Annotated in this window: 19 protein-coding genes and 1 tRNA gene; 7 read left to right on the top strand and 13 right to left on the bottom strand. The window is 67.7% G+C overall.

What is annotated here, in order from left to right; genetic code table 11:
- Window positions 1-59: 59 nt before the first annotated feature.
- The 4 genes from AACX88_RS03710 to AACX88_RS03725 are packed head-to-tail and all read right to left on the bottom strand — an operon-like array spanning window position 60 to window position 2,579.
- Entirely contained in the window at window positions 60-461 is a 402-nt protein-coding gene (locus AACX88_RS03710; protein WP_339391753.1) for a TOBE domain-containing protein, read from the bottom strand.
- The gene (locus tag AACX88_RS03715; protein ID WP_339391754.1) at window positions 458-880 is read right to left on the bottom strand and encodes a molybdenum cofactor biosynthesis protein MoaE; all 423 of its coding nucleotides are present in this window, start codon (window positions 878-880) and stop codon (window positions 458-460) included. The genes AACX88_RS03710 and AACX88_RS03715 overlap by 4 nt, the downstream gene beginning before the upstream one ends.
- Entirely contained in the window at window positions 877-1,308 is a 432-nt protein-coding gene (gene moaC / locus AACX88_RS03720; protein ID WP_339391979.1) for a cyclic pyranopterin monophosphate synthase MoaC, read from the bottom strand. Before moaC ends, AACX88_RS03715 begins: the two co-directional genes overlap by 4 nt.
- Before the next feature lie 29 nt (window positions 1,309-1,337).
- Window positions 1,338-2,579, bottom strand: a complete 1,242-nt coding sequence (locus AACX88_RS03725; protein ID WP_339391756.1) for a molybdopterin molybdotransferase MoeA — start codon at window positions 2,577-2,579, stop codon at window positions 1,338-1,340.
- A gap of 41 nt (window positions 2,580-2,620) precedes the next feature.
- Between AACX88_RS03725 and moaA the strand changes: the two genes are divergently transcribed.
- Both moaA and AACX88_RS03735 read left to right on the top strand, forming a co-directional pair.
- Entirely contained in the window at window positions 2,621-3,709 is a 1,089-nt protein-coding gene (gene moaA, locus AACX88_RS03730) for a GTP 3',8-cyclase MoaA (RefSeq protein ID WP_339391757.1), read from the top strand.
- Window positions 3,710-3,717: 8 nt separating this feature from the next.
- On the top strand, window positions 3,718-3,963 hold the full coding sequence (locus tag AACX88_RS03735; protein ID WP_339391758.1) for a MoaD/ThiS family protein: 246 nt from the start codon (window positions 3,718-3,720) through the stop codon (window positions 3,961-3,963).
- On the opposite strand, the gene AACX88_RS03740 is transcribed toward AACX88_RS03735, so the two are convergent.
- Window positions 3,960-5,111 carry a ThiF family adenylyltransferase gene (locus AACX88_RS03740; protein WP_339391759.1) on the bottom strand — a complete coding sequence of 384 codons (1,152 nt, stop codon included), beginning with the start codon at window positions 5,109-5,111 and terminating at the stop codon, window positions 3,960-3,962. The two genes, AACX88_RS03735 and AACX88_RS03740, sit on opposite strands and share 4 nt — an antisense overlap.
- A 24-nt stretch (window positions 5,112-5,135) precedes the next feature.
- Window positions 5,136-6,326 carry a molybdopterin molybdotransferase MoeA gene (locus AACX88_RS03745; RefSeq protein WP_339391760.1) on the bottom strand — a complete coding sequence of 397 codons (1,191 nt, stop codon included), beginning with the start codon at window positions 6,324-6,326 and terminating at the stop codon, window positions 5,136-5,138.
- Window positions 6,327-6,419: 93 nt separating this feature from the next.
- On the opposite strand from AACX88_RS03745, the gene AACX88_RS03750 reads away from it, so the two are divergent.
- Window positions 6,420-7,256 carry a CPBP family intramembrane glutamic endopeptidase gene (locus tag AACX88_RS03750; protein WP_339391761.1) on the top strand — a complete coding sequence of 279 codons (837 nt, stop codon included), beginning with the start codon at window positions 6,420-6,422 and terminating at the stop codon, window positions 7,254-7,256.
- 275 nt (window positions 7,257-7,531) lie between these two features.
- Here AACX88_RS03750 and AACX88_RS03755 read toward each other — a convergent pair whose 3' ends face one another.
- Both AACX88_RS03755 and AACX88_RS03760 read right to left on the bottom strand, forming a co-directional pair.
- Window positions 7,532-9,001, bottom strand: coding sequence for a peptide MFS transporter (locus AACX88_RS03755; protein ID WP_339391762.1), 1,470 nt, complete (start codon window positions 8,999-9,001; stop codon window positions 7,532-7,534).
- A gap of 160 nt (window positions 9,002-9,161) precedes the next feature.
- Complete coding sequence (locus tag AACX88_RS03760) at window positions 9,162-10,499, bottom strand: MFS transporter (RefSeq protein ID WP_339391763.1); 1,338 nt, start codon at window positions 10,497-10,499, stop codon at window positions 9,162-9,164.
- A 120-nt stretch (window positions 10,500-10,619) separates the two neighbouring features.
- Between AACX88_RS03760 and AACX88_RS03765 the strand changes: the two genes are divergently transcribed.
- From AACX88_RS03765 to AACX88_RS03775, 3 genes are all read left to right on the top strand, one after another.
- Complete coding sequence (locus AACX88_RS03765; RefSeq protein WP_339391764.1) at window positions 10,620-11,711, top strand: IS630 family transposase; 1,092 nt, start codon at window positions 10,620-10,622, stop codon at window positions 11,709-11,711.
- A gap of 148 nt (window positions 11,712-11,859) precedes the next feature.
- The gene (locus AACX88_RS03770) at window positions 11,860-12,273 is read left to right on the top strand and encodes a phage holin family protein (RefSeq protein WP_339391765.1); all 414 of its coding nucleotides are present in this window, start codon (window positions 11,860-11,862) and stop codon (window positions 12,271-12,273) included.
- A gap of 135 nt (window positions 12,274-12,408) precedes the next feature.
- Window positions 12,409-12,636, top strand: a complete 228-nt coding sequence (locus tag AACX88_RS03775) for a hypothetical protein (protein ID WP_339391766.1) — start codon at window positions 12,409-12,411, stop codon at window positions 12,634-12,636.
- An 88-nt stretch (window positions 12,637-12,724) separates the two neighbouring features.
- On the opposite strand, the gene AACX88_RS03780 is transcribed toward AACX88_RS03775, so the two are convergent.
- The 3 genes from AACX88_RS03780 to AACX88_RS03790 form a co-directional block, all read right to left on the bottom strand.
- Window positions 12,725-13,588, bottom strand: a complete 864-nt coding sequence (locus tag AACX88_RS03780) for an alpha/beta fold hydrolase (protein WP_339391767.1) — start codon at window positions 13,586-13,588, stop codon at window positions 12,725-12,727.
- Window positions 13,589-13,590: 2 nt separating this feature from the next.
- Entirely contained in the window at window positions 13,591-14,535 is a 945-nt protein-coding gene (locus AACX88_RS03785) for a universal stress protein (protein ID WP_339391768.1), read from the bottom strand.
- Window positions 14,536-15,423: 888 nt separating this feature from the next.
- A complete protein-coding gene (locus AACX88_RS03790) occupies window positions 15,424-15,711 on the bottom strand; it encodes a hypothetical protein (protein ID WP_339391769.1) in 288 nt (95 codons plus the stop codon).
- 53 nt (window positions 15,712-15,764) lie between these two features.
- Here AACX88_RS03790 and AACX88_RS03795 point away from each other — a divergent pair.
- Window positions 15,765-15,837, top strand: a tRNA-Ala gene (locus AACX88_RS03795).
- 422 nt (window positions 15,838-16,259) lie between these two features.
- Here the strand turns inward: AACX88_RS03795 and AACX88_RS03800 are convergent.
- Window positions 16,260-16,784 (bottom strand): methylated-DNA--[protein]-cysteine S-methyltransferase, encoded by a 525-nt coding sequence (locus AACX88_RS03800; protein WP_339391770.1) that lies wholly within the window; start codon window positions 16,782-16,784, stop codon window positions 16,260-16,262.
- A gap of 81 nt (window positions 16,785-16,865) precedes the next feature.
- On the bottom strand, window positions 16,866-18,329 hold the full coding sequence (locus tag AACX88_RS03805; protein ID WP_339391771.1) for an Ada metal-binding domain-containing protein: 1,464 nt from the start codon (window positions 18,327-18,329) through the stop codon (window positions 16,866-16,868).
- Between the last annotated feature and the right edge of the window lie 28 nt (window positions 18,330-18,357).

The raw sequence follows: 18,357 nt of genomic DNA on the forward strand, positions 1-18,357 counted from the left end.
TTATGACCCGCAGATGCGGAGTTGCATGACTCCTGCATCAGCATCTGAGATGTCGTGTGCTATCCCTCGTCGACGGTGTCGATCCACACCATCGTCGCTTTGACGCCCGCGGTCGCGAGGCTGCCGGGTTCGAGTTCGAGTTGCCGGCACGCCTCGGCGGACATCAGAGAGACGACGCGGAACGGTCCGCACTGGAGGCTGACCTGGGCCATGACGCCGTCGACGACGACCTCGGTGACGAGTCCGGTGAAGCGGTTGCGGGCAGAGCTGCGCACATGTGTGGGATCGTCGAGGGCGCCTGCGCTGTCCTGGGCGAGGGCTGCGAGTTCCGCGCCGTCGACGACGGAGCGGTTCGAGGCGTCCTTGCGCTGGGTGAGCCGGCCGTCGGCGATCCACCTGCGGATCGTGTCATCGCTGACGCCCAGGTACCGGGCGGCGTCGCTGATGCGCAGCTGCGTCATTCGAGCGCCCCCACCCATTCGTCCTCGCCGTCGGAGAAGTACTGGTGCTTCCAGATCGCGACCTTGTCCTTGACCTCGTCGACGAGTGCGGCGCACGCGGCGAACGCCTCCCGCCGGTGTGCGGAGGCGACGACGGCGGCCAGGGCGACGTCGCCGATGCTCAGCTTCCCCACCCGGTGGACGACGGAGAGCCTCACCTCGGGGTGGGCTGCGGCGACGGCGGCGGCCACCTCGGCGATCTGGGTCTCGGCGAGCGGATGGGACTCGTAGACGAGGCGTTCGACGCCCCGGCCGGAGTCGTGGTCGCGGATGATGCCGGAGAACGTCACTGCTGCCCCGTGCTCAGGGGCGACGACGGCGGGTTCGAGGTCGTCGGTGCTGATCGGGGTCTCGACGATGCCGGTGCGGATGACGCTCATGGCCTGCGGGTCCAATCACCGCTGCGGCCTCCGGACTTCGCGAGGACCTTGATGTCGCCGATGACGGCCTGGTTGTCGACGGCCTTGATCATGTCGAAGATCGTCAGCGCCGCCACGGTGGCAGCGGTGAGCGCCTCCATCTCGACCCCGGTCTTCGACACGGTCTTCACGGCCGCCTCGATTCGCACGGCGGCGTCCTCGAGGGTGAAGTCGACGTCGACGCCGGTCAGCGGCAGGGGGTGGCAGAGCGGGATGAGGTCGCTCGTGCGTTTCGCGCCCATGACGGCGGCGATCCGCGCGACCGGCAGCGCGTCGCCCTTGGGCAGTCCCGCCTCGGCGATGAGGGCGATGACCTCGGGGCGCGTCGTGATGCGCGCGCTCGCCACGGCTCGTCGCTTCGTCACGTCCTTGTCGCCGACGTCGACCATGTGCGCGGCCCCGGACTCATCGATGTGCGTCAGTTGATTCTCCACGTCTTCAGCCTATCTCCCGCCCCGGGTCCGGGCCGATTCGAGTCAGTCGAATCAGCCGGGTCGGCCTGGCCGCTCGGCGGGATGAAGACGAGGTGGGTGCTCTCGGCATAGCTGTGGAGCAGATGGGACCGGGACCCGCCGACGAGATCGATGCCGTTGTGCCCGATGCGGGCCCGTCGGACCTGGAGCTTGCCCGACGGCGGGGCCTCGTCGAGATCGGTCCCGAGCCGGTGGTCGACGGCGTCCCGGGCGTCGTCCTCGGGGTCGAGGCCGAGGAGGGCCGGCCGGAGAAACATCTCGTAGCTGATCAGCGCGCTCACCGGGTTGCCGGGCAGGGCCACCCAGGGACGCCCGGCGAGGCGACCGCAGCCCTGCGGACCGCCCGGCTGCATCGCGATCGCCTCGAAGACCATGTCCGAGTCCGGGTCCGCTGCGGCGGCGAGCTTGACGACCTCGCGGGCGCCCTTCGAGATGCCGCCGGTCGAGACGACGAGGTCGATGTCGGTCGCGGCGACGGTCTCGAGGAGGATCCGGGGGTCGTCGGGCACGGTCAGGGTCGTCACCTCGGCGCCGAGGCGCAGCAGCCCGGCCGTGAGCGTGACCCCGTTCGCGTCGTGGATGCCGGCGTCGGCCTGCGAGGCGACCTCGTCGCCTGTGGAGAGGACGAGGACGCGGGGCAGGGTGGTCACGGTCAGCGCGGTGACTCCGCAGGCGGCGGCCACGCCGAGGCGGGCGGGGGTGAGCATGACGCCGGCCCGGAGCACGGTGGTTCCCGCACCGACGTCGCTGCCGCGGGGACGGACATAGGCTCCGGGTGCGAGGTCGTCGACGGTGATCGTCACCGCCTCGGCGCCGAAACGACCGGGAGTCGTCGCTTCGATGGGGACGACGGTATCGGTGCCTGCCGGCAGCGGGGCACCGGTCATGATCTCGACGAGGGAGTCGGCCGGCACCGGTGCCCCCTGCGCGCCGGCGGCGACCTGGCCGACGACCGGCAGCGGACCCACCGACCCGTCGGCGTTGCGGGCCGTGCGCAGGGTCTCATGAGCGAGCGCGTAGCCGTCCATGCTCGAGTTGTCGAAGCCGGGAACGTCGACGGCGGTGACGACGTCGGCGGCCAGTCGCCGTTCGACGGCGAGGAGCTCGGCGAGCGGGGTCGACCTGGTCCCAAGCAGCGGAGAGATCGTCTCACTCACGCGACGACGATGCATGATGGCGCTGGTCATGGGACGATGATAGCGAAAGGGACCACAAGGAGGACGACGGAATGCGGAAGACCAGTCTGCCGACCCCGGTGCTGCGGACTCCGACGCTCGATCCGGGGACGGCCTTCACCGGGCACAGCGAGGATTCGCTGCTCGACACCTTCGGTCGCCGTGCCCGCGACCTGCGCATCTCCCTGACGGACTTCTGCAATCTCCGCTGCAGCTACTGCATGCCCGCCGAGGGCGTCGAGTTCATGCCCCGGGATGCCGCGATGAGCGCCGAGGAGATCGTCCGCTTCGCCCGCATCGGAGTCGAGCGCTTCGGCGTCGACCAGATCCGCTTCACCGGCGGCGAACCGCTCACCCGCCATGACATCACCGACATCATCGCAGGCGTCGCGGCACTGCGCCCGCGTCCGAACATCGCCCTGACGACGAACGCGATCGGCCTCGACAACCGTGCCGCCAAGCTCGCGGCCGCCGGTCTCGACCGGATCAACGTCTCCCTCGACACGGTCGACCCCGACACCTTCGCCGAGATCACCCGGCGACCCTTCCTTGAGCGTGTCCTCTCGGGCATCGAGGGGGCGAAGGCCGCCGGTCTCGACCCGGTGAAGATCAATGCCGTCCTCCTGCCCGGGGTCAACGACCATCAGGCGCCCGACCTGCTGCAGTGGTGCCTGGACAACGACCTGTCCCTGCGCTTCATCGAACAGATGCCCCTCGACGCCGGTCATTCGTGGGACCGGGGGACGATGGTCACCGCCGCCGACGTCTTCGCCCTCCTCGAACCCCGGTTCGTCCTCACCCCCGATGAGGCACCCCGTGGTGGGGCACCGGCCGAGAAGTTCCGTGTCGCCTCCCGTGAGGACCCCGAGACGATCCTCGGCGACGTCGGCATCATCGCCTCGGTGACCCGCCCGTTCTGCGCCGACTGCACCCGCACCCGGCTCACCGCGGAGGGGCGGGTGCGCACGTGCCTGTTCTCCCGCACCGAGGTCGACCTGCTCGCCGCGATGCGGGCCGGGGCGAGTGACGAGGAGATCGCGAACCTGTGGAAGGGTGCGCACTGGGCGAAGCTCGCCGGCCACGGCATGGACTCGGACGACTTCACCCAGCCGCAGCGCCCGATGAGCGCCATCGGAGGATGAGTACACCAGTGACCGCAGTGACCGTCCGCTTCTTCGCGGCCGCCCGAGAGGCCTTCGGAACCCGGCAGACCACCGTGAGCGCGGCGAACCTCGACGATCTCGTCGCCGTGCTCTCAACCGATGCCTCCGCCGAGGCGGTGACCGTGCTGTCCCGGTCGTCCTTCCTCGTCAACGCTCTCGCCCGCACCGACCGCGGCGAAGCCTTCGCTGAGGGCGACACCGTCGATGTGCTGCCGCCCTTCGCCGGGGGTTAGACCGCCCGGGAGAGGTATGCGAGGTAGCCGCCGGAGACGGAGACCGCTTCGATCCCCTCACTGCGCAGCGCCGTGACCGCGCGAGCCGAACGCACTCCTGACCGGCAGTAGAGCGCGATACGCCCCTGCACCGGTATGCCCGATGCGCCGTCGTCCCGGTCGGTGAGCCGTCTCGGGTCGCCGAGCAGCTCCTCCATGGGGATGTGAAGGGCACCGGCGACGGCACCGGCGGCCACCTCGGCGTCCTCCCGGATGTCGACGAGGAGGTCACCGTCGTCGATATCGTCCCACGCGATGACGGGAACGGATGCGGCGACGCGTGCCGGATCGTCGCCGGAAGCGGTCGGGACCGCGGCGCCCTGGGTAGCGGTGGCCGTGGCGTCTGTGGCCGGGGTGTCCTCCCGGTGGGCGGCCAGACTCGTCACCGGGGCGCGCTTGGGGTCACGGCCCACGGGGATCGTCTCCCAACTGCCGTCGAGGCTGCTGTGGATCGACACGGCGTTGAGCAGCGGGGTGCCGATGCCGGTGAGGACCTTGATCGTCTCCATCGCCATGGCCGAGCCGATGCTCCCGCACAGCGCGCCGATGACCCCAGCGGTCGCGCAGTCGGGCACGGACCCGGGTTCGGGCACCACCGGGTAGAGGTCGCGCAGCGTCGCCCCACGGTGGGCGTCGAAGACGGCGATCTGGCCGTCGAAGCCGAGGATCGTCCCCCACACAAGCGGGATGCCGAGGATCTCGCAGGCGTCGTTGGCGAGGTAGCGGGTCGCGAAGTTGTCGCTGCCGTCGACGACGATGTCGGCACCGGCCAGCAGCTCCTCGGCGTTGTCGGCGGTGAGGAGGACCGGGTGGGTGACGATCTCGATCGCGGAGTTGAGTCCGCGAAGCCGCTCGGCCGCCGAATCGACCTTCCGTGAACCGACGGCGTCCTCGGAGTGGATGAACTGGCGGTGGAGGTTGCTCAGTTCGACGATGTCGGGGTCGATGATGTCGAGACGTCCGACTCCGGCCGCGGAGAGGTACGTGAGCACGGGGGCACCGAGACCCCCGGCGCCGATGACGACGGCCCGGGAGGACAGCAGCCGATCCTGCGCGTCGGGGCCGAATCCGCGGAGGCGGATCTGCCGGGTGTAGCGGGAGACGTCCATGCCCATCAGTCTAGATCTCGCCGCTCAGGCGAGGATCTCGGGCCCGGTCGGGAGGATGTCGACGATGTCACCGTCGGCGATGACGGCCGGTGCGCCCGGGACCCTGAGGATCGCATCCGCGGCGGCGAAGTCGCGAAGTCGCGCACGGGCGGCGGGGACGACGCAGCCGTCGGCGGCGACTGTCACCGGCACCAGCGACATGCCGCGACGGTGGCCTGCCAGTTCGGGTCCGGTGTAGACGGCGCGCTGCCAGCGCTCGCCCAGCGGAATGCCGGAGAGGAGGGAGCGGACGAAGAGATGGAAGGAGAGGTACGCACCCGAGGGTGTGCCGGGCAGGTGGAGCAGCGGGATGCCCGCACGCTGCCCGTACCCCTGTGGCCCGCCGGGACGCTGGTTGACGCGGAGGAACTGCGAGCTCTCCCCTTCGAGAGCGGCCCGCACGACCTCATAGGCACCGGCGCTGATTCCGCCGGTGGTGATGACGAGATCGACGTCCGGGACGATCCGGTCGAGGACGGTGAGGAACTCGGCGGGATCGTCACCGCTCGTCGCCGGCACGGCGATGTCGCCGTGGGCGGTGATCGCCGCAGCGAGCATGGGCAGGTTGGAGTTCGGGATCGTCGGCCCCGTGGCCTGTGGACCGCGGAGTTCGTCACCGGTGACGATGAGTCCGATCCTCGGCCGGCGCAGCACCTCGACATCGGTGATGCCGAACATCGCGAGCGTGCCCACGCCTGCGGCGTTGAGACGCTGTCCGCCGATCGCGACGACGTCGCCGAGCGCGGTGTCCTCCCCCACGTCCCTGATGTTCCAGCCCGAACGCAGTCCTTCAGGCAGTCCGGTGACGACGACGTCAACCGGGACGGCCCCCGTGCGGGCGGCATCGGTGAGTTCGACGGGGACGACCGCCTCGGCGGTGCCGGGAACCTGCGCACCCGTCATCACCCGCACCGCACAGCCTGCGGGGATCTCGACGGGAGGATGACCGGCGGGGATGTCCCCGGCCACGGGGATCGGCTGTCCGGTGCGGGCCAGGCTCAGTGCCTGCGCATCGAAGGCATAGCCGTCCATCGCCGAGGTGGCGAACCCGGGGATCGGGGCATCGGCGGGAACGTCGCGGGCGAGGATGCGGCCGACCGCCTCGGCGAGGGGAACGGTCTCGACGCCCACGGGCAGGTCTCGGGCGATGAGCCGGGAGTAGTCCTCGGGTTCCACACACTTCCTTTCGTCTCCGTCGATCCTAATGGGCCGGGAGCCTGCGCCGCGGGATGCCCGGGTCCCGAGTCGATCTGTCCTACAGTGGAGGACGTGGAGGCTGAGACCGAGGAGCAGAGGTGGAGCGTCGTCTCCTGGCCGGGCCTCTCCGCCGTCCTCATCGCCGTCTCCGCCGTCATCCTCTTCGGGATCGGAACGGACCTGCCCGAGGTCAAGGCATGGGGGTATGTGCCCATGCTCGCGGGCGTCGGACTCGCATGGACGACGACGGTGCGCTTCGCCAGGGATCTCAGCGTCATCGCCGGGGCGCTCGCCCTCATCTCCGCGATCTCGGTGGAGGCCGACATCTCGTGGGGCAACATCCTGCGCATGGGGATCGTGCTCAGCACCGTCGTCATCGTCCCCTTCCTCATCACCCGGTACTGGTTCAAGGAGAAGACGATCGTCTATCCGCGCCGGTACGGGGTGCCGTGGACGAAGCTCGAGTGGGCGTGGCTGGTCTTCGTCATCGTCGTCGCCTGGGCGGTCCTCCCCCAGTACTTCATCCGCACCGGCGTCTACCTCAACTGGCCCGCGGTGACCCAGTGGCACGAGATCCTGCGGCTCTTCATCGGCGTCAACGCCGTCGGACTGTGGGATGAGCTGTTCTTCATCTGCACGGTCTTCGCACTGCTGCGCCGCCACTTCGACTTCTGGACGGCGAACGTGCTCATGAGCATCATCTTCGTCTCGTTCCTGTGGGAGCTCGGCTACCGGTCGATCGGTCCCGTCCTGACGATCCCGTTCGCGCTCGTCCAGGCGGTGATCTTCACCCGGACGAAGTCTCTGCCGTACACCGTGACCGTCCATCTCCTCTTCGATGCGATCGTCTTCCTCACGATCGTCGCAGCCCACCACCCGGACGCGCTGCCGATCTTCCCCGGGGTGTGAGGGACGGCCGGTTTCGGGGGCTTGCGCCGTTGTGCGCCCACTTGCGGGTGAAGATCCGGTTGTGAGCACCCGGGAGGGTCCGCGCATTCGCCCCAAGGATTCCGCATATTCATCGTGCGCCACCCGACGGCACGCCACTCCGCAGCCGGGCCATCCGCGACAGACTGAAGCCGCCCTGCCCGGGGAACCGGGAGGGCGGCTTCACTGTCGTTGCAGTACGGAGTCCGCGCCGCAACCGGAAGTATCAGCGCACTTCCGCATCAGCGCTCAGCGGATCAGCGCACGCCTTTGAGCATCTTGAGCATCGGCTTCGTCAGCGTCAGGGCCAGCAGGCCGAGGACGACCGAGGTGCCGCCGATCGACGTCCAGTACGGAGTCTGGTTCGCCGGGTCGAAGTAGCCGCCGAGCACACCCGAGAGCGCGGTGCCCACACCGGAGGCGAGGAAGAACACCGCGATCATCTGCGACTGGAACACCTTCGGGGCGACCTTCGTCGAGAACGACAGGCCCACCGGAGAGATGAGCAGCTCACCGAAGACGAAGACGGCGAGGATGAGGCAGACCCAGAGCAGCGGCGTCGAGTTCGCCGGAGCGGTCGCATACGGCAGGAACATGAGGAAGCCGAGGCCGATGAAGATGAGGGCGAGCCCCGCCTTGACCGGCGTGGAGGGCTGCCTGTCTCCGAGCTTCATCCACAGAGTCGCGAACAGCGGCGCGAAGATGATGACGAAGGCCGCCGGAATGAGCTGGATCCAGTTGATCGGCATCTCCCAGCCGAAGATCGAGCGGTTGAGGTTCCCGTCGGAGTAGACGGTGAGCACACCGAAGATCTGCTGGTACATCGCCCAGAAGACGACGCTCGTGAGGAAGAACGGGATGAATGCCAGCACGCGGGAGCGCTCGGTGGAGTTCGTCTGCGGCGAGGTGCACATGACGATGAAGTAGCACGCTGCCGCTGCGGCGGAGATGCCGGCGATCCACCAGTCGAGGTTCTCCGGGTTGACGAGGCCGGTCATCCACAGCACGGTGGCGAGGATGACGACAGCGACGACCGCGACGATGAAGAGGTAGAGCTTCGACTTCGGCAGTGGGTTGACCGGCGTGCGTGCCTCGGCGGGAACGTTCTTACGCCCGGACGCGTAGATGATGAGTCCCAGCCCCATGCCGATGGCGGCGGCACCGAAACCGTAGTGGAAGCCGAGGTTCTGCTGGAGCAGGCCGGTGATGAGTGGTCCGAGGAGCGCGCCGATGTTGACGCCCATGTAGAAGATCGTGAAGCCCGCGTCCCGGCGGGGATCCTTCTCCTCGTAGAGATCGCCGACGAGCGCGGAGGCGTTGGCCTTGAGGCCGCCCGAGCCGAGCGCGACGAGGATGAGGCCCACGGCGACACCGCCGAAGCCCGGGATGAGTGCCAGCGCGATGTGGCCGAGCATGATGATGATCGCCGAGTAGAAGAGGACCTTCTCCGCGCCGACGATCCGGTCGGCCACCCAGGCGCCGAGGATGGTGGCGAGGAAGACGGCGCCGCCGTAGGCGCCGACGATGCCGACCGCTGTGGCCTGCGGCAGGCCGAGTCCGCCGTCGGTGACCTGGAAGTACAGGTAGAGGGCGAGGATTCCGTTCATCCCGTAGTAGGAGAAGCGCTCCCACAGTTCGAGGCTGAAGAGCTGCATGAGCGGAAGCGGGTGTCCGAAGAACCGCGTATCGCTCTTGACGACCTCGGTCGTCGAGGTGCTAGAAGACATATCGTGCTTTCCGTTGTGTCGTGCCATCACGCGGATTGAGGCGTGATTCACTCTGAACAAGTCGTGATCCTACTCCCACGACATGGCTCAGAGCACACTTTCACCCGACTGGGACGACTCGTCCCACAACGCGGAATTCGAGTGTGAACCAGGTCTCTGATCAGGTGTGAACCACGTCTCGTTTCCGCCTCCGCAGGCGCACGATGAGGTTGAGCAGACCGGCGACGAGGACGACGAGGGCGGCAGCCACGGGCACGGCGATCGCGGTGGAGGTGCCGGCCTCCTCGGCGAGGAATCCGCCGAGCGCCGAGGCGAGCGACTGGCCGACGATGATCGCCGACCCCGCCATCGACATCACGGTCGCCGACCGACCGCGCTGACTGCGTTCGGCGGCGAGGCTGAAGAGGGTGACAAGCGTGGGGCCGATGGCCGTGCCCATGAGCAGGAGGCCGATGACGACGGCGGCCATGGAGTCGGAGAGCGCGAGGACGATCGTGCCGATGAGCAGCAGCGGGGCGAAGCTCAGCCACCGGGCCCACAGGGAGAAGCGCGGGGAGAAGAGCGCGACGGAGATCGCGAGGATCGCCGATCCGATGCCGAGGACACCATAGATGAGGCCGGCCTGCTCGGGATGGCCGAGGTCGTTCATCAGCGAGGTGAGCGAGGTCAGTGTCGACCCGAAGACGAGGCCGATGCCGAAGACGCCGGCGATGACGACGAAGATGCCGAACGTGAACAGCTCACGGACCGGACCTCTGGCAGCGGACTGGCCCGCCCCCTCGGCAGCGAGACGCCCGCTGGGGTGCAGCGCGAAGCCGGAGACGAAGATCAGCGTCATGACCACGGCGCCGATGATCGGGGCGACGGGGGACAGCCACGTCGCCAGCAGGCCGACGATGAAGGGGCCGAAGACGAAGACCACCTCGTCGGCGGCGGACTCGTAGGCCATGGTGCCGTTGAGGACCTTCGACTGCCTCGATCCGGGCAGGGCGCGGAGGATGATGTCGACGAGTCGGGAGCGCGACATCGGCGAGACCTGCGGGGCGGTCGCACCGATGGCGAACGAGGCGATGAGGACGACGGCGTCGGGCAGCGGGGAGAAGACGACCCAGGTGAGGAAGATCAGGGCCGCGCTGTTGAGGGTGCCGACGATGAGGAGGACCGGACGTTGGCCCCACCGGTCGGCGGCGGCACCGATGAAGGAGCCGAAGATCGCCGTGCCGAGTCCGACCATGGCCGAGTTGAGGCCGCCGAGGCTGAGCGACTCCCGACCGGCGACGACGAGGGTGAGGACGCCGACGACGACCATCGCATAGGGCAGCCGGGCGAGGAAGGCGATGGGAAAGTAGCTCAGGCCCACGGCCGCGAGGAGCGTCTGCTTCTCAACGGGCTCCTCGGCGGGCTGCGGATCGGCACCGCCGTGGAGGTCGGAGCTGCGCGGGACGGAGTCCTGGGGCTCGGTGTTCTGCGATTCCGTGTGCTGGGGTTCGTGCGGCATGGCGATCATCATTTCTGCCTCGCCCGTCGGCGAGGATCGGTGCCGCCGTGGTGGACTGCTGCACAGCACTCGGTAGTGTCCTGCGCCTTAAATTCGGTCTGTAAGTTGTAGGATTGGAGTATGGCGCGAACTGGACGACCCAAGGCCGAACTGATCCTGACGGATGAGGAGCGGGAGCAGCTTGAGCGCTGGACTCGGCGTCGTAAGTCGTCTCAGGCGCTCGCGTTGCGCTCGCGGATCGTGTTGGCGTGTGGGGATGGCATGTCGAACAAGGACGTGGCCGCGTTGGTGGGTTGCTCGGATCCCACGGTGACGAAGTGGCGCTCTCGGTTCGTGGAGGCCCGTCTGGACGGTCTCGTTGATGATCCTCGCCCGGGGCGCCCGGCGACGATCACTGCGGAGCAGGTCGAGGATGTCGTGGTCGCGACGCTGGAGTCGACGCCCGCGAACGCGACGCATTGGTCGCGGGCGAAGATGGCCGAGCGCACCGGACTGTCGAAGTCCACGATCGGACGGGTATGGAAGGCGTTCGGTTTGAGACCTCACCAGGCGGACGGATTCAAGCTCTCTAACGACCCGCTGTTCGTGGAGAAGGTCTACGACATCGTCGGCCTCTACCTCGACCCGCCCGAATCCGCCGTCGTTCTTTCGGTGGATGAAAAATCTCAAGTGCAGGCGCTGTCGCGGTCACAGCCCGCGTTCCCGATGATGCCGGGCATGCCCGAAAAGCGCACGCACGACTACTTCCGACACGGCACGACGAGCCTGTTCGCGGCGATGAATGTCGCTGACGGCACGGTGATCGCGTCCACCCATCGCCGACACCGTGCGGTGGAGTTCAAGAAGTTTCTGCAGAAAATCGATCAGAACGTGCCCGAGCATCTGGATGTGCATGTTGTCTGCGACAACTACGGCACACACAAGCACCCGGCCGTGACAGCGTGGGTCGAAAAGCACCCCCGGTTCCACATGCACTTCACGCCGACGTACTCATCGTGGATCAATCAAGTCGAGCGGCTCTTCGCCGAAGTCACCCGCGAACTCCTCCAACGCTCAGATCACCGCAGCGTGCAAGCACTGGAGAAAGACCTCCGCGGCTGGATCAAAGCATGGAACGAGAACCCGAAACCCTTCATCTGGACCAAGACCGCCGACGAGATTCTCACCTCCATCGGACGACTTCTACAACGAATCAACGGCGCGGGACAGTAGATGCACTTCGACAAAGTGGACGTCTGCTCCCAGCCTACCCGGAGGCGGCATCCTGCGGGCCTTGATCTCGGTCACGATCGCCCCCGCGGACACCTGTTTCCCACGCCCGACTCAGAAAGGACGCAGATGGGTCTGGGAGGATACCAGCATGAGCTTCCTTCTCCGAGTCGGCATCAATGCGTTCGCGATCTGGGTTGCCGCATGGATCCTTCCCGGCGTCGCCATCGAAGGCAACAGCGTCGTCGCGGAGCAGACCGGACCGATTCCCGCGACGATCATCTCCTACCTCGTCATCGGCCTGATCTTCGGCCTCGCGAACGCCTTCATCAAGCCGATCCTCGCCTTCCTCTCCGCACCGATCACGTGCCTGACGCTGGGTCTGTTCTCCATCGTCATCAACGCCGCGATGCTCGCCCTGACCGCGTGGCTGAGCGGATTCACCCCGTTCGTGTTCACGATCGACTCGTTCTTCTTCCAGGCGATCTTCGCCGCCGTCATCGTCTCCATCGTCTCCGCGCTGCTCGGCTGGCTGGTCCCCGACCGCAGCTACGAACGGGACTGAGGCCCCCGCGGTTCGCCGCGACTACGCGCGGCAATCGCGGGTGACCGGCCGTCTGCGAATGCCCCGTCAGGTTCTCTACAGCATGTAGACTGAGGGTCGATCGACCGTCACCCGTCCCACCGCTCGGAGGAGAACATGTCCAACACTGTCGCGCAGAGAAGTCAGAGCAAGGCGAACTTCGCCGACGTCGTCGTCTTCATCATCGCCTTCGCGCTCTTCATCTTCTCCATCTACCTCTTCGGCGCGGCGTTCTCCACCCCCGAGGGCACGCAGTTCTGGGTCTTCTGGGCCGGCCTGCTCACCGCGACGTTCGCGTTCATCCTGCCGATGCTCTACCACTGGATCGTCGATCGCCGGTCCTGAACCGGCGCTCGGTGCCCGACCGGCAATCGGTGCTGAACCGACACTGACCGACGCGTCCTGACCGCGCCGTGGCTCGTCCGCGGCGCGGTCAGTCGCGTTCGGCGGAGAAATCCTCGATCGCCGAGGCGGCCGCATCGGGCCGTTCGTAATGGACCAGGTGCCCCACCCCGGAGAGTTCGACGAAGCGCACGTCGGCGAGCCCGTCGACGACGGAGCGGGTGACCTCGATCGGGGCGATCGCATCCCGGTCCCCGGCGATGACGAGCAGCGGCATCGTCAGGGAACCGGCCACCTCGGTGACGGTGTGGGCGACGGAGACGTCGAAGGCCTGCGCAAGGGAGCGACGGTCGCTGAACGTCGAGAAGTACTTGGCGTGCTGGTCGTGGATGTACCGGCGCAGCCCACGATCATGCGTCGTCGCCATCACCTCGCTCATCAGTCTGACGATGAGCGGATGGCCGAGCAGGGAGCGGCCGGCCTTCTCCGGCAGACGCGCGCCGAGGGCGTAGTAGACCCTCGTCAGGCCGGTGAGCACCTTCGCGGAGCCCTCGAGGGCCGGAGAGGTGATCGGGTTGATGAGCCCGAGCTCGGGCATCGCCGCCGGATTCCTCGCCGCGAGGTGGGAGACGAGGATCGAGCCGAAGGAATGCCCGACGAGGATCGGGCGGGCACCCCACGTGCGGTCCACCTCGGCGATGAGGGCCTCGAGGTGATCGAGGTAGCCCTCAAGACTGAGACCACCGGCCAGCGGCGGGTTCTCCCCGAACCCCGGCAGGTCGGGGACGAGCACCTCGCGGTCGCGCATCGCGTGGGCGATCCGGTCGAGCCCGTGATGGTCGCCGCGGAACCCGTGGATGAGGAGGACCGGCCGACCCTCACTGCGTCCGGGATGGACCCAGACGGGTGTGGGATGGCCGGCGACGTCGAGGTCGACCCGGTGAACGGCCTCCACCCTCAGTTCTGCTCGGTCGACTGCTCGGTCGAGGGTTCGACCGACTCAGCTGACGGCTGGGTCGCGCTGCTGTAGGGGCGGCGCGGGATGACGACGACAGGAACCGGCAGGACGCGCAGCAGTCGACGGGCTCGGGCGCCGATGAAGACGCGGCCGTGGCCGAGGCGGCTCGAGCCGATGAAGGCGAGTTCGCCGGAGATCCATTCGACGTTCTCGGCGGCCTCTTCGATGTCGGCGCCGGCCTCCGCAACGACGGTGGCGCGGCCTGAGGCGAAGAGGTCAGCGGCACGGTTCGCGAGCACGGCGCCGCCGTACTGCTCGGCGAACTCGGTCACCTCCGCGACTTCGTCCTCGGCCATGCCGTCGTTCTCGATGAGGGCGACAAGGCGCAGGTCGACATCGAAGGCCGTGGCCGCTTCGATCGCGGAACCGATGAGCGCGGCAGCACCGGGACGGGCGCCGAAGAGTGTGGTGATCCGGGAGACCGGACCGATGTCGGAGCGGCCGGCCGGGGCGAGGACGACCGGCACCTCGGAGGAGTGGAGCAGCGAGGTGGCGACGGTGCCGATCCGGAACTGGCGCATGAGCGTCGTCGCCCTGGCGCCGATGACGATGGCCACAGCGTCCTCGTCCGAGGCGACCTCCATGAGGCCCTTCGACTCGTTCGAAGCGGTGTGGATGACTCCGCGGGCGGAGATGTCGTCGGGGATGAGCGCCAGCGCCTCCTCGAGCCAGTCGTCGAGCTGCTGGGCGACGATGCCCGAGCCGTCCTTGGGGATCGATCCGGCCGCGTGGAACGTCGACGTCTCGGGCCGGATGATCGTGACGACGAGTTCGACCTCGACGGAGCGGGCGATGGAGATCGCGAGCGAGATGGCGTCCCGACCGCGGTCGGTGGCGATGTATCCGACGACCAGGCGCGGAACGGATGCAGCTGTCTCTGTCATGGACTTCTCCCGGATCGTAGCGACTTCACTTGCGATTCTACGTGGTCGGAGCGCGCGTGTGCCGGGACCGGGCGTGGGACTGCCCACAGTCGCGCATGCCCGTGGTGCGCGATGCTCGGATGCCGGCGTCGCACGGTGCTTGAGCGTCGGCACCGCTCGGCGCTCGGACACAGGCGGTGGAGAGCGACCGTGAGCAGGCTCCGGAAATCGATGGTGGGCAGGGCGGCGAATGAGCGGTCTGCGCAACGCAAAAGCCCGAACCGGAGAATAAAGTTCAGAAATTCTGAACGAAAGTCACACAGGAGTTACAGAGTGTGATAACTTCGTGAGTGCAATTACGGATTCGCACCCACACACAATTGCACAGTTCCCACATGAGCACTGACGCCGCTCATTGTCGATCCACGACCACGAAAGGAGTGCAGCCGAGATGAATATCTTCGACATCGCCTTCCCGGAGCGCTGCTCCGGAGCAATCGCATTCGCTGCCTGCTCGGTCGGCGGACTGGGACTCGCAGGCTGACTTCAGCCGCCTGACGCGTCGTCTTCCGTCGGCACCCTGATCGCCGGCAACTCCACTGCACCGCCTCGCTCATACGCGCCGTTCTCGTGAGAATGCGCGCGACAGCGTGAACGAACGCGCGCGACAGCGTGAGCCCGGTGACGCAGCGGTAATCGGCTCAGCGAGCACATTCATCATCACCGCGATGCATTGACGCATCCGACGGTCGATGATTTCACTTCACTCTTCTTTGGGGATTTCCCCTGCCCGAAAACAATGAGGAACATATCGTGTCCACTACTTTTGCATTCACATTTCCCAGACGTATCGCACTCTCCGCTGGTCTGCGTCTCGTCCGCTGGGCTCGGCGGCCCGAGTCGGCAGCATCAGCTCAGGCTCGCACCGCGCTCAACCGTCGGGTCGCCGAGGTGAGAAGGCTGGCTCGCCGCGAAGAGTTCGCTGATCGCCGAGAACGGGATGTCGACCGCTTCCTGTCCCAGGTGCGGCCGATCCTGTGAGCGCGTCCGGGGAGCCGGTCGGCGGCGAACCCCGGACGCGCTGCCGACCGTCTCCCCGGGCTCGCCGAAGATCGTCTCCCCAGACTGGTTGCCGACCGTCTCCCCCACCACGGCACCCTCACCTGCGCCGCCGTCGACCACTGTGCCGAGCGTCACTCCACACGGATTTGGCGCGACGGGCTTGTCTGAGTAATATTGATCAGGCAAGCGGGGGTATGGCGCAGTTGGTAGCGCGTCTCCATGGCATGGAGAAGGTCAGGGGTTCGAATCCCCTTACCTCCACCGCAGGGCGAAGGCCCCGGACTTCACGGTCCGGGGCCTTCGTCGTTCCCCCGCCCGTCGGCAGCCTGGAACCTTTGCGCCGTTCGTCCGGGCACATTCCGCCGGTCGCACCGGGCCAATTCCTTGGGTCGCCCAGGTCGCTACGCGCCGTCCGCCCGGACCGATTTCGCCTTGCGCGGCGCTCGAGCTCACCTCAGTCTCCAGAGCACAGTTCGCGAACTGAGCTCTCGAGACTCAGGTGAGCCCAAGTCCGGGCAGAGCCTGATCCCAGATGGCGCGGGGTGGGGCTGGTGCCTGAACCCAACCAGCGAGTGCACCCGGTCGGTGCCTGCACCCGGCCAGCGCTTGCTCTCGGCCGATCCCCGCTTCCGGTGGGCGCCTGCTCCGGGTCCCGTTGCGCCGGCACCCTCGAAGCCGGAGGCTCAGGCGCCGGTGCCCTCGAGGTCGAGGAGGGTGCGCTTGCGGTCCTCACCCCACGCGTACCCGGTCAGGGAGCCATTGGCCCCGATGACCCGATGGCAGGGAACGATGATGCTGATCGGGTTCTTCCCGTTCGCCGCCCCCACGGCCCGCGCGGCCGAGGGACGGTCGATCCACTCGGCGAGTTCGCCGTAGCCGGCGGTGGCACCGAAGGGAATCGTCGTCAGCGCCTCCCACACCTGCAGTTGGAAGTCCGTGCCCGAGGGGGCGAGCGGCAGATCGAAGGTCCTCCGCTCCCCCGCGAAGTACTCCGCGAGCTGTGTGCGGGCGCGAGCGAGCACCTCGAGGTCGGGGTCCTCGACCGCTTCGGCACCCGTGCGCAGAGACAGCCTTTCGAGCACGGCGTCGAAGCCGTCGAGGTAGGCTCCGGTGAGATGCTCGCCGTCAGCGGTGAGGAGGATCTCCCCGACGGGCGAGTCGATGATCGCATAGACGAGGACATTCGGGTTCGCTTTTGTGAAGTGCATGGTCGGTCCTTTCGTGGTCATGGCTGAGGGTGGTTCTAACTGGAAGCGGTCACGGCTGAGAGTGGTCATGGCTGAGACTGGTCATGACTGAGGTGGGTTCAAGTGCGCTGCCCTGGCGTGGGCTGCCCACAGCAGGTGCGTCAGGTATGACCGCCACGGTCGGGCCGCCTCGAGCTGAGCGTTTGTGATCGTACTGCCTGAGTCGGTGAGAGCGTCGAGGGCCTTCTTCACGCCGAGGTCGGAGGCGAGGAGGACGTCCGGATCACCGAGTGCTCTCATCCGGATGTAGCCCACACTCCACGGGCCGACCCCGGGAAGCTCGAGCAGCCGAGCGGCCGATTCGTCCCGATCGCATCCAGGCCCGAGGTCGATCTCTGAGGTGGCGAGGGCAACGGCCAGCGCGCGGAGAGTCTCGATCCGGCGCCGAGGCAGTGCCCAGGAACCGTCGGGCCGTTCCGCGATCGCCTCGGCCGTGGGAAAGAGCCGATCGACGCCGCCGCCGGCCATGTCCTCGGGCAGCGGTTCACCGGCATCGTCGACGAGGCGGGTGAGATGGGTCCGGGCGGCGCCGATCGAGATCTGCTGGCCGAGGACGGTGCGGATGGAGAGCTCGACGGGATCGCTGTGGCCCGGGGAACGGATTCCTGGGACGAGGGCGACGAGATCACCGAAACCGGCGCCGGTGAGCGTCGCGTGAACGGCAGTCGGATCGGCGTCGAGGTCGAGGATCCGCCTGGCGCGCGCGACGGCCGCGCCGATGTCGCGGGTGTCGGCGAGCCGGAGCCGGCAGGTGACGAAGTTGCCGCGTCCGGCCGTCAGGGAGATGACGCCCGGCCCGTGCGCGAGACGCAGCGACCGGGTGTACCTGCCGTCGCCGACGTCTTCGATCCCGGGTACGGCCCGGTACCGGAGATAGTTCAGCTGATGGTCGAAGTCGAAGGGAGGGCGGAACGCAAGACGCACGGCGATGTCCTCGGACTGCACACTCGCCGATCCGGTGCGCAGCTGCCCCGGGGCCACCCCGTACGTGTCCTTGAAGGTCTCGTTGAACTGGCGGATGCTCGCAAAGCCCGAGGCGAAGGCGATCTCGCTCATCGTCATCGCCGTCGATTCGACGAGGGTGCGGGCCGTGCGCACGCGTTCGCTGCGGGCCAGCGCCAGAGGTCCTGCCCCGAGTTCGGCGTGGAGGACGCGGCCGAGCTGCCGGGTGCTGTAGCCGAGCGCTGCGGCGAGACCGTCGACTCCCGACCGGTCGACGAGTCCATCGCGGATGAGGCGCATCGCACGGGCGCTGACGTCGGCGCGGACATCCCAGTCGGGTGAGCCGGGACTGACATCGGGGCGGCACCGCTTGCATGCCCGGTACCCTGCTTCGACGGCGGCAGCCGCGGTCGGATAGAAGTCGACGTTCGTCCGCTTCGGGGTGCGCGCCGGGCACGATGGGCGGCAGAAGATCCGGGTCGTCGACACGGCGGTGAAGAACATGCCGTCGAAGCGCGTGTCGCGTCCGGTGACCGCCTGATAGCACTGATCCGAGGTGAGCATGTCTCCATTCTGCTCCGCCCGCAGCTGT

The organism is Brevibacterium metallidurans (assembly GCF_037101285.1).
Classification (GTDB): Bacteria; Actinomycetota; Actinomycetes; order Actinomycetales; family Brevibacteriaceae; genus Brevibacterium; species Brevibacterium metallidurans.

Bases quoted from the DNA above. Each gene is read 5' to 3' on its own strand.
- AACX88_RS03710 (WP_339391753.1), bottom strand. From the start codon at position 461: ATGACGCAGCTGCGCATCAGCGACGCCGCCCGGTACCTGGGCGTCAGC.
- AACX88_RS03715 (WP_339391754.1), bottom strand. From the start codon at position 880: ATGAGCGTCATCCGCACCGGCATCGTCGAGACCCCGATCAGCACCGAC.
- moaC (WP_339391979.1), bottom strand. From the start codon at position 1,308: ATGGTCGACGTCGGCGACAAGGACGTGACGAAGCGACGAGCCGTGGCG.
- AACX88_RS03725 (WP_339391756.1), bottom strand. From the start codon at position 2,579: ATGACCAGCGCCATCATGCATCGTCGTCGCGTGAGTGAGACGATCTCT.
- moaA (WP_339391757.1), top strand. From the start codon at position 2,621: ATGCGGAAGACCAGTCTGCCGACCCCGGTGCTGCGGACTCCGACGCTC.
- AACX88_RS03740 (WP_339391759.1), bottom strand. From the start codon at position 5,111: ATGGACGTCTCCCGCTACACCCGGCAGATCCGCCTCCGCGGATTCGGC.
- AACX88_RS03755 (WP_339391762.1), bottom strand. From the start codon at position 9,001: ATGTCTTCTAGCACCTCGACGACCGAGGTCGTCAAGAGCGATACGCGG.
- AACX88_RS03760 (WP_339391763.1), bottom strand. From the start codon at position 10,499: ATGCCGCACGAACCCCAGCACACGGAATCGCAGAACACCGAGCCCCAG.
- AACX88_RS03765 (WP_339391764.1), top strand. From the start codon at position 10,620: ATGGCGCGAACTGGACGACCCAAGGCCGAACTGATCCTGACGGATGAG.
- AACX88_RS03770 (WP_339391765.1), top strand. From the start codon at position 11,860: ATGAGCTTCCTTCTCCGAGTCGGCATCAATGCGTTCGCGATCTGGGTT.
- AACX88_RS03775 (WP_339391766.1), top strand. From the start codon at position 12,409: ATGTCCAACACTGTCGCGCAGAGAAGTCAGAGCAAGGCGAACTTCGCC.
- AACX88_RS03785 (WP_339391768.1), bottom strand. From the start codon at position 14,535: ATGACAGAGACAGCTGCATCCGTTCCGCGCCTGGTCGTCGGATACATC.
- AACX88_RS03800 (WP_339391770.1), bottom strand. From the start codon at position 16,784: ATGCACTTCACAAAAGCGAACCCGAATGTCCTCGTCTATGCGATCATC.
- AACX88_RS03805 (WP_339391771.1), bottom strand. From the start codon at position 18,329: ATGCTCACCTCGGATCAGTGCTATCAGGCGGTCACCGGACGCGACACG.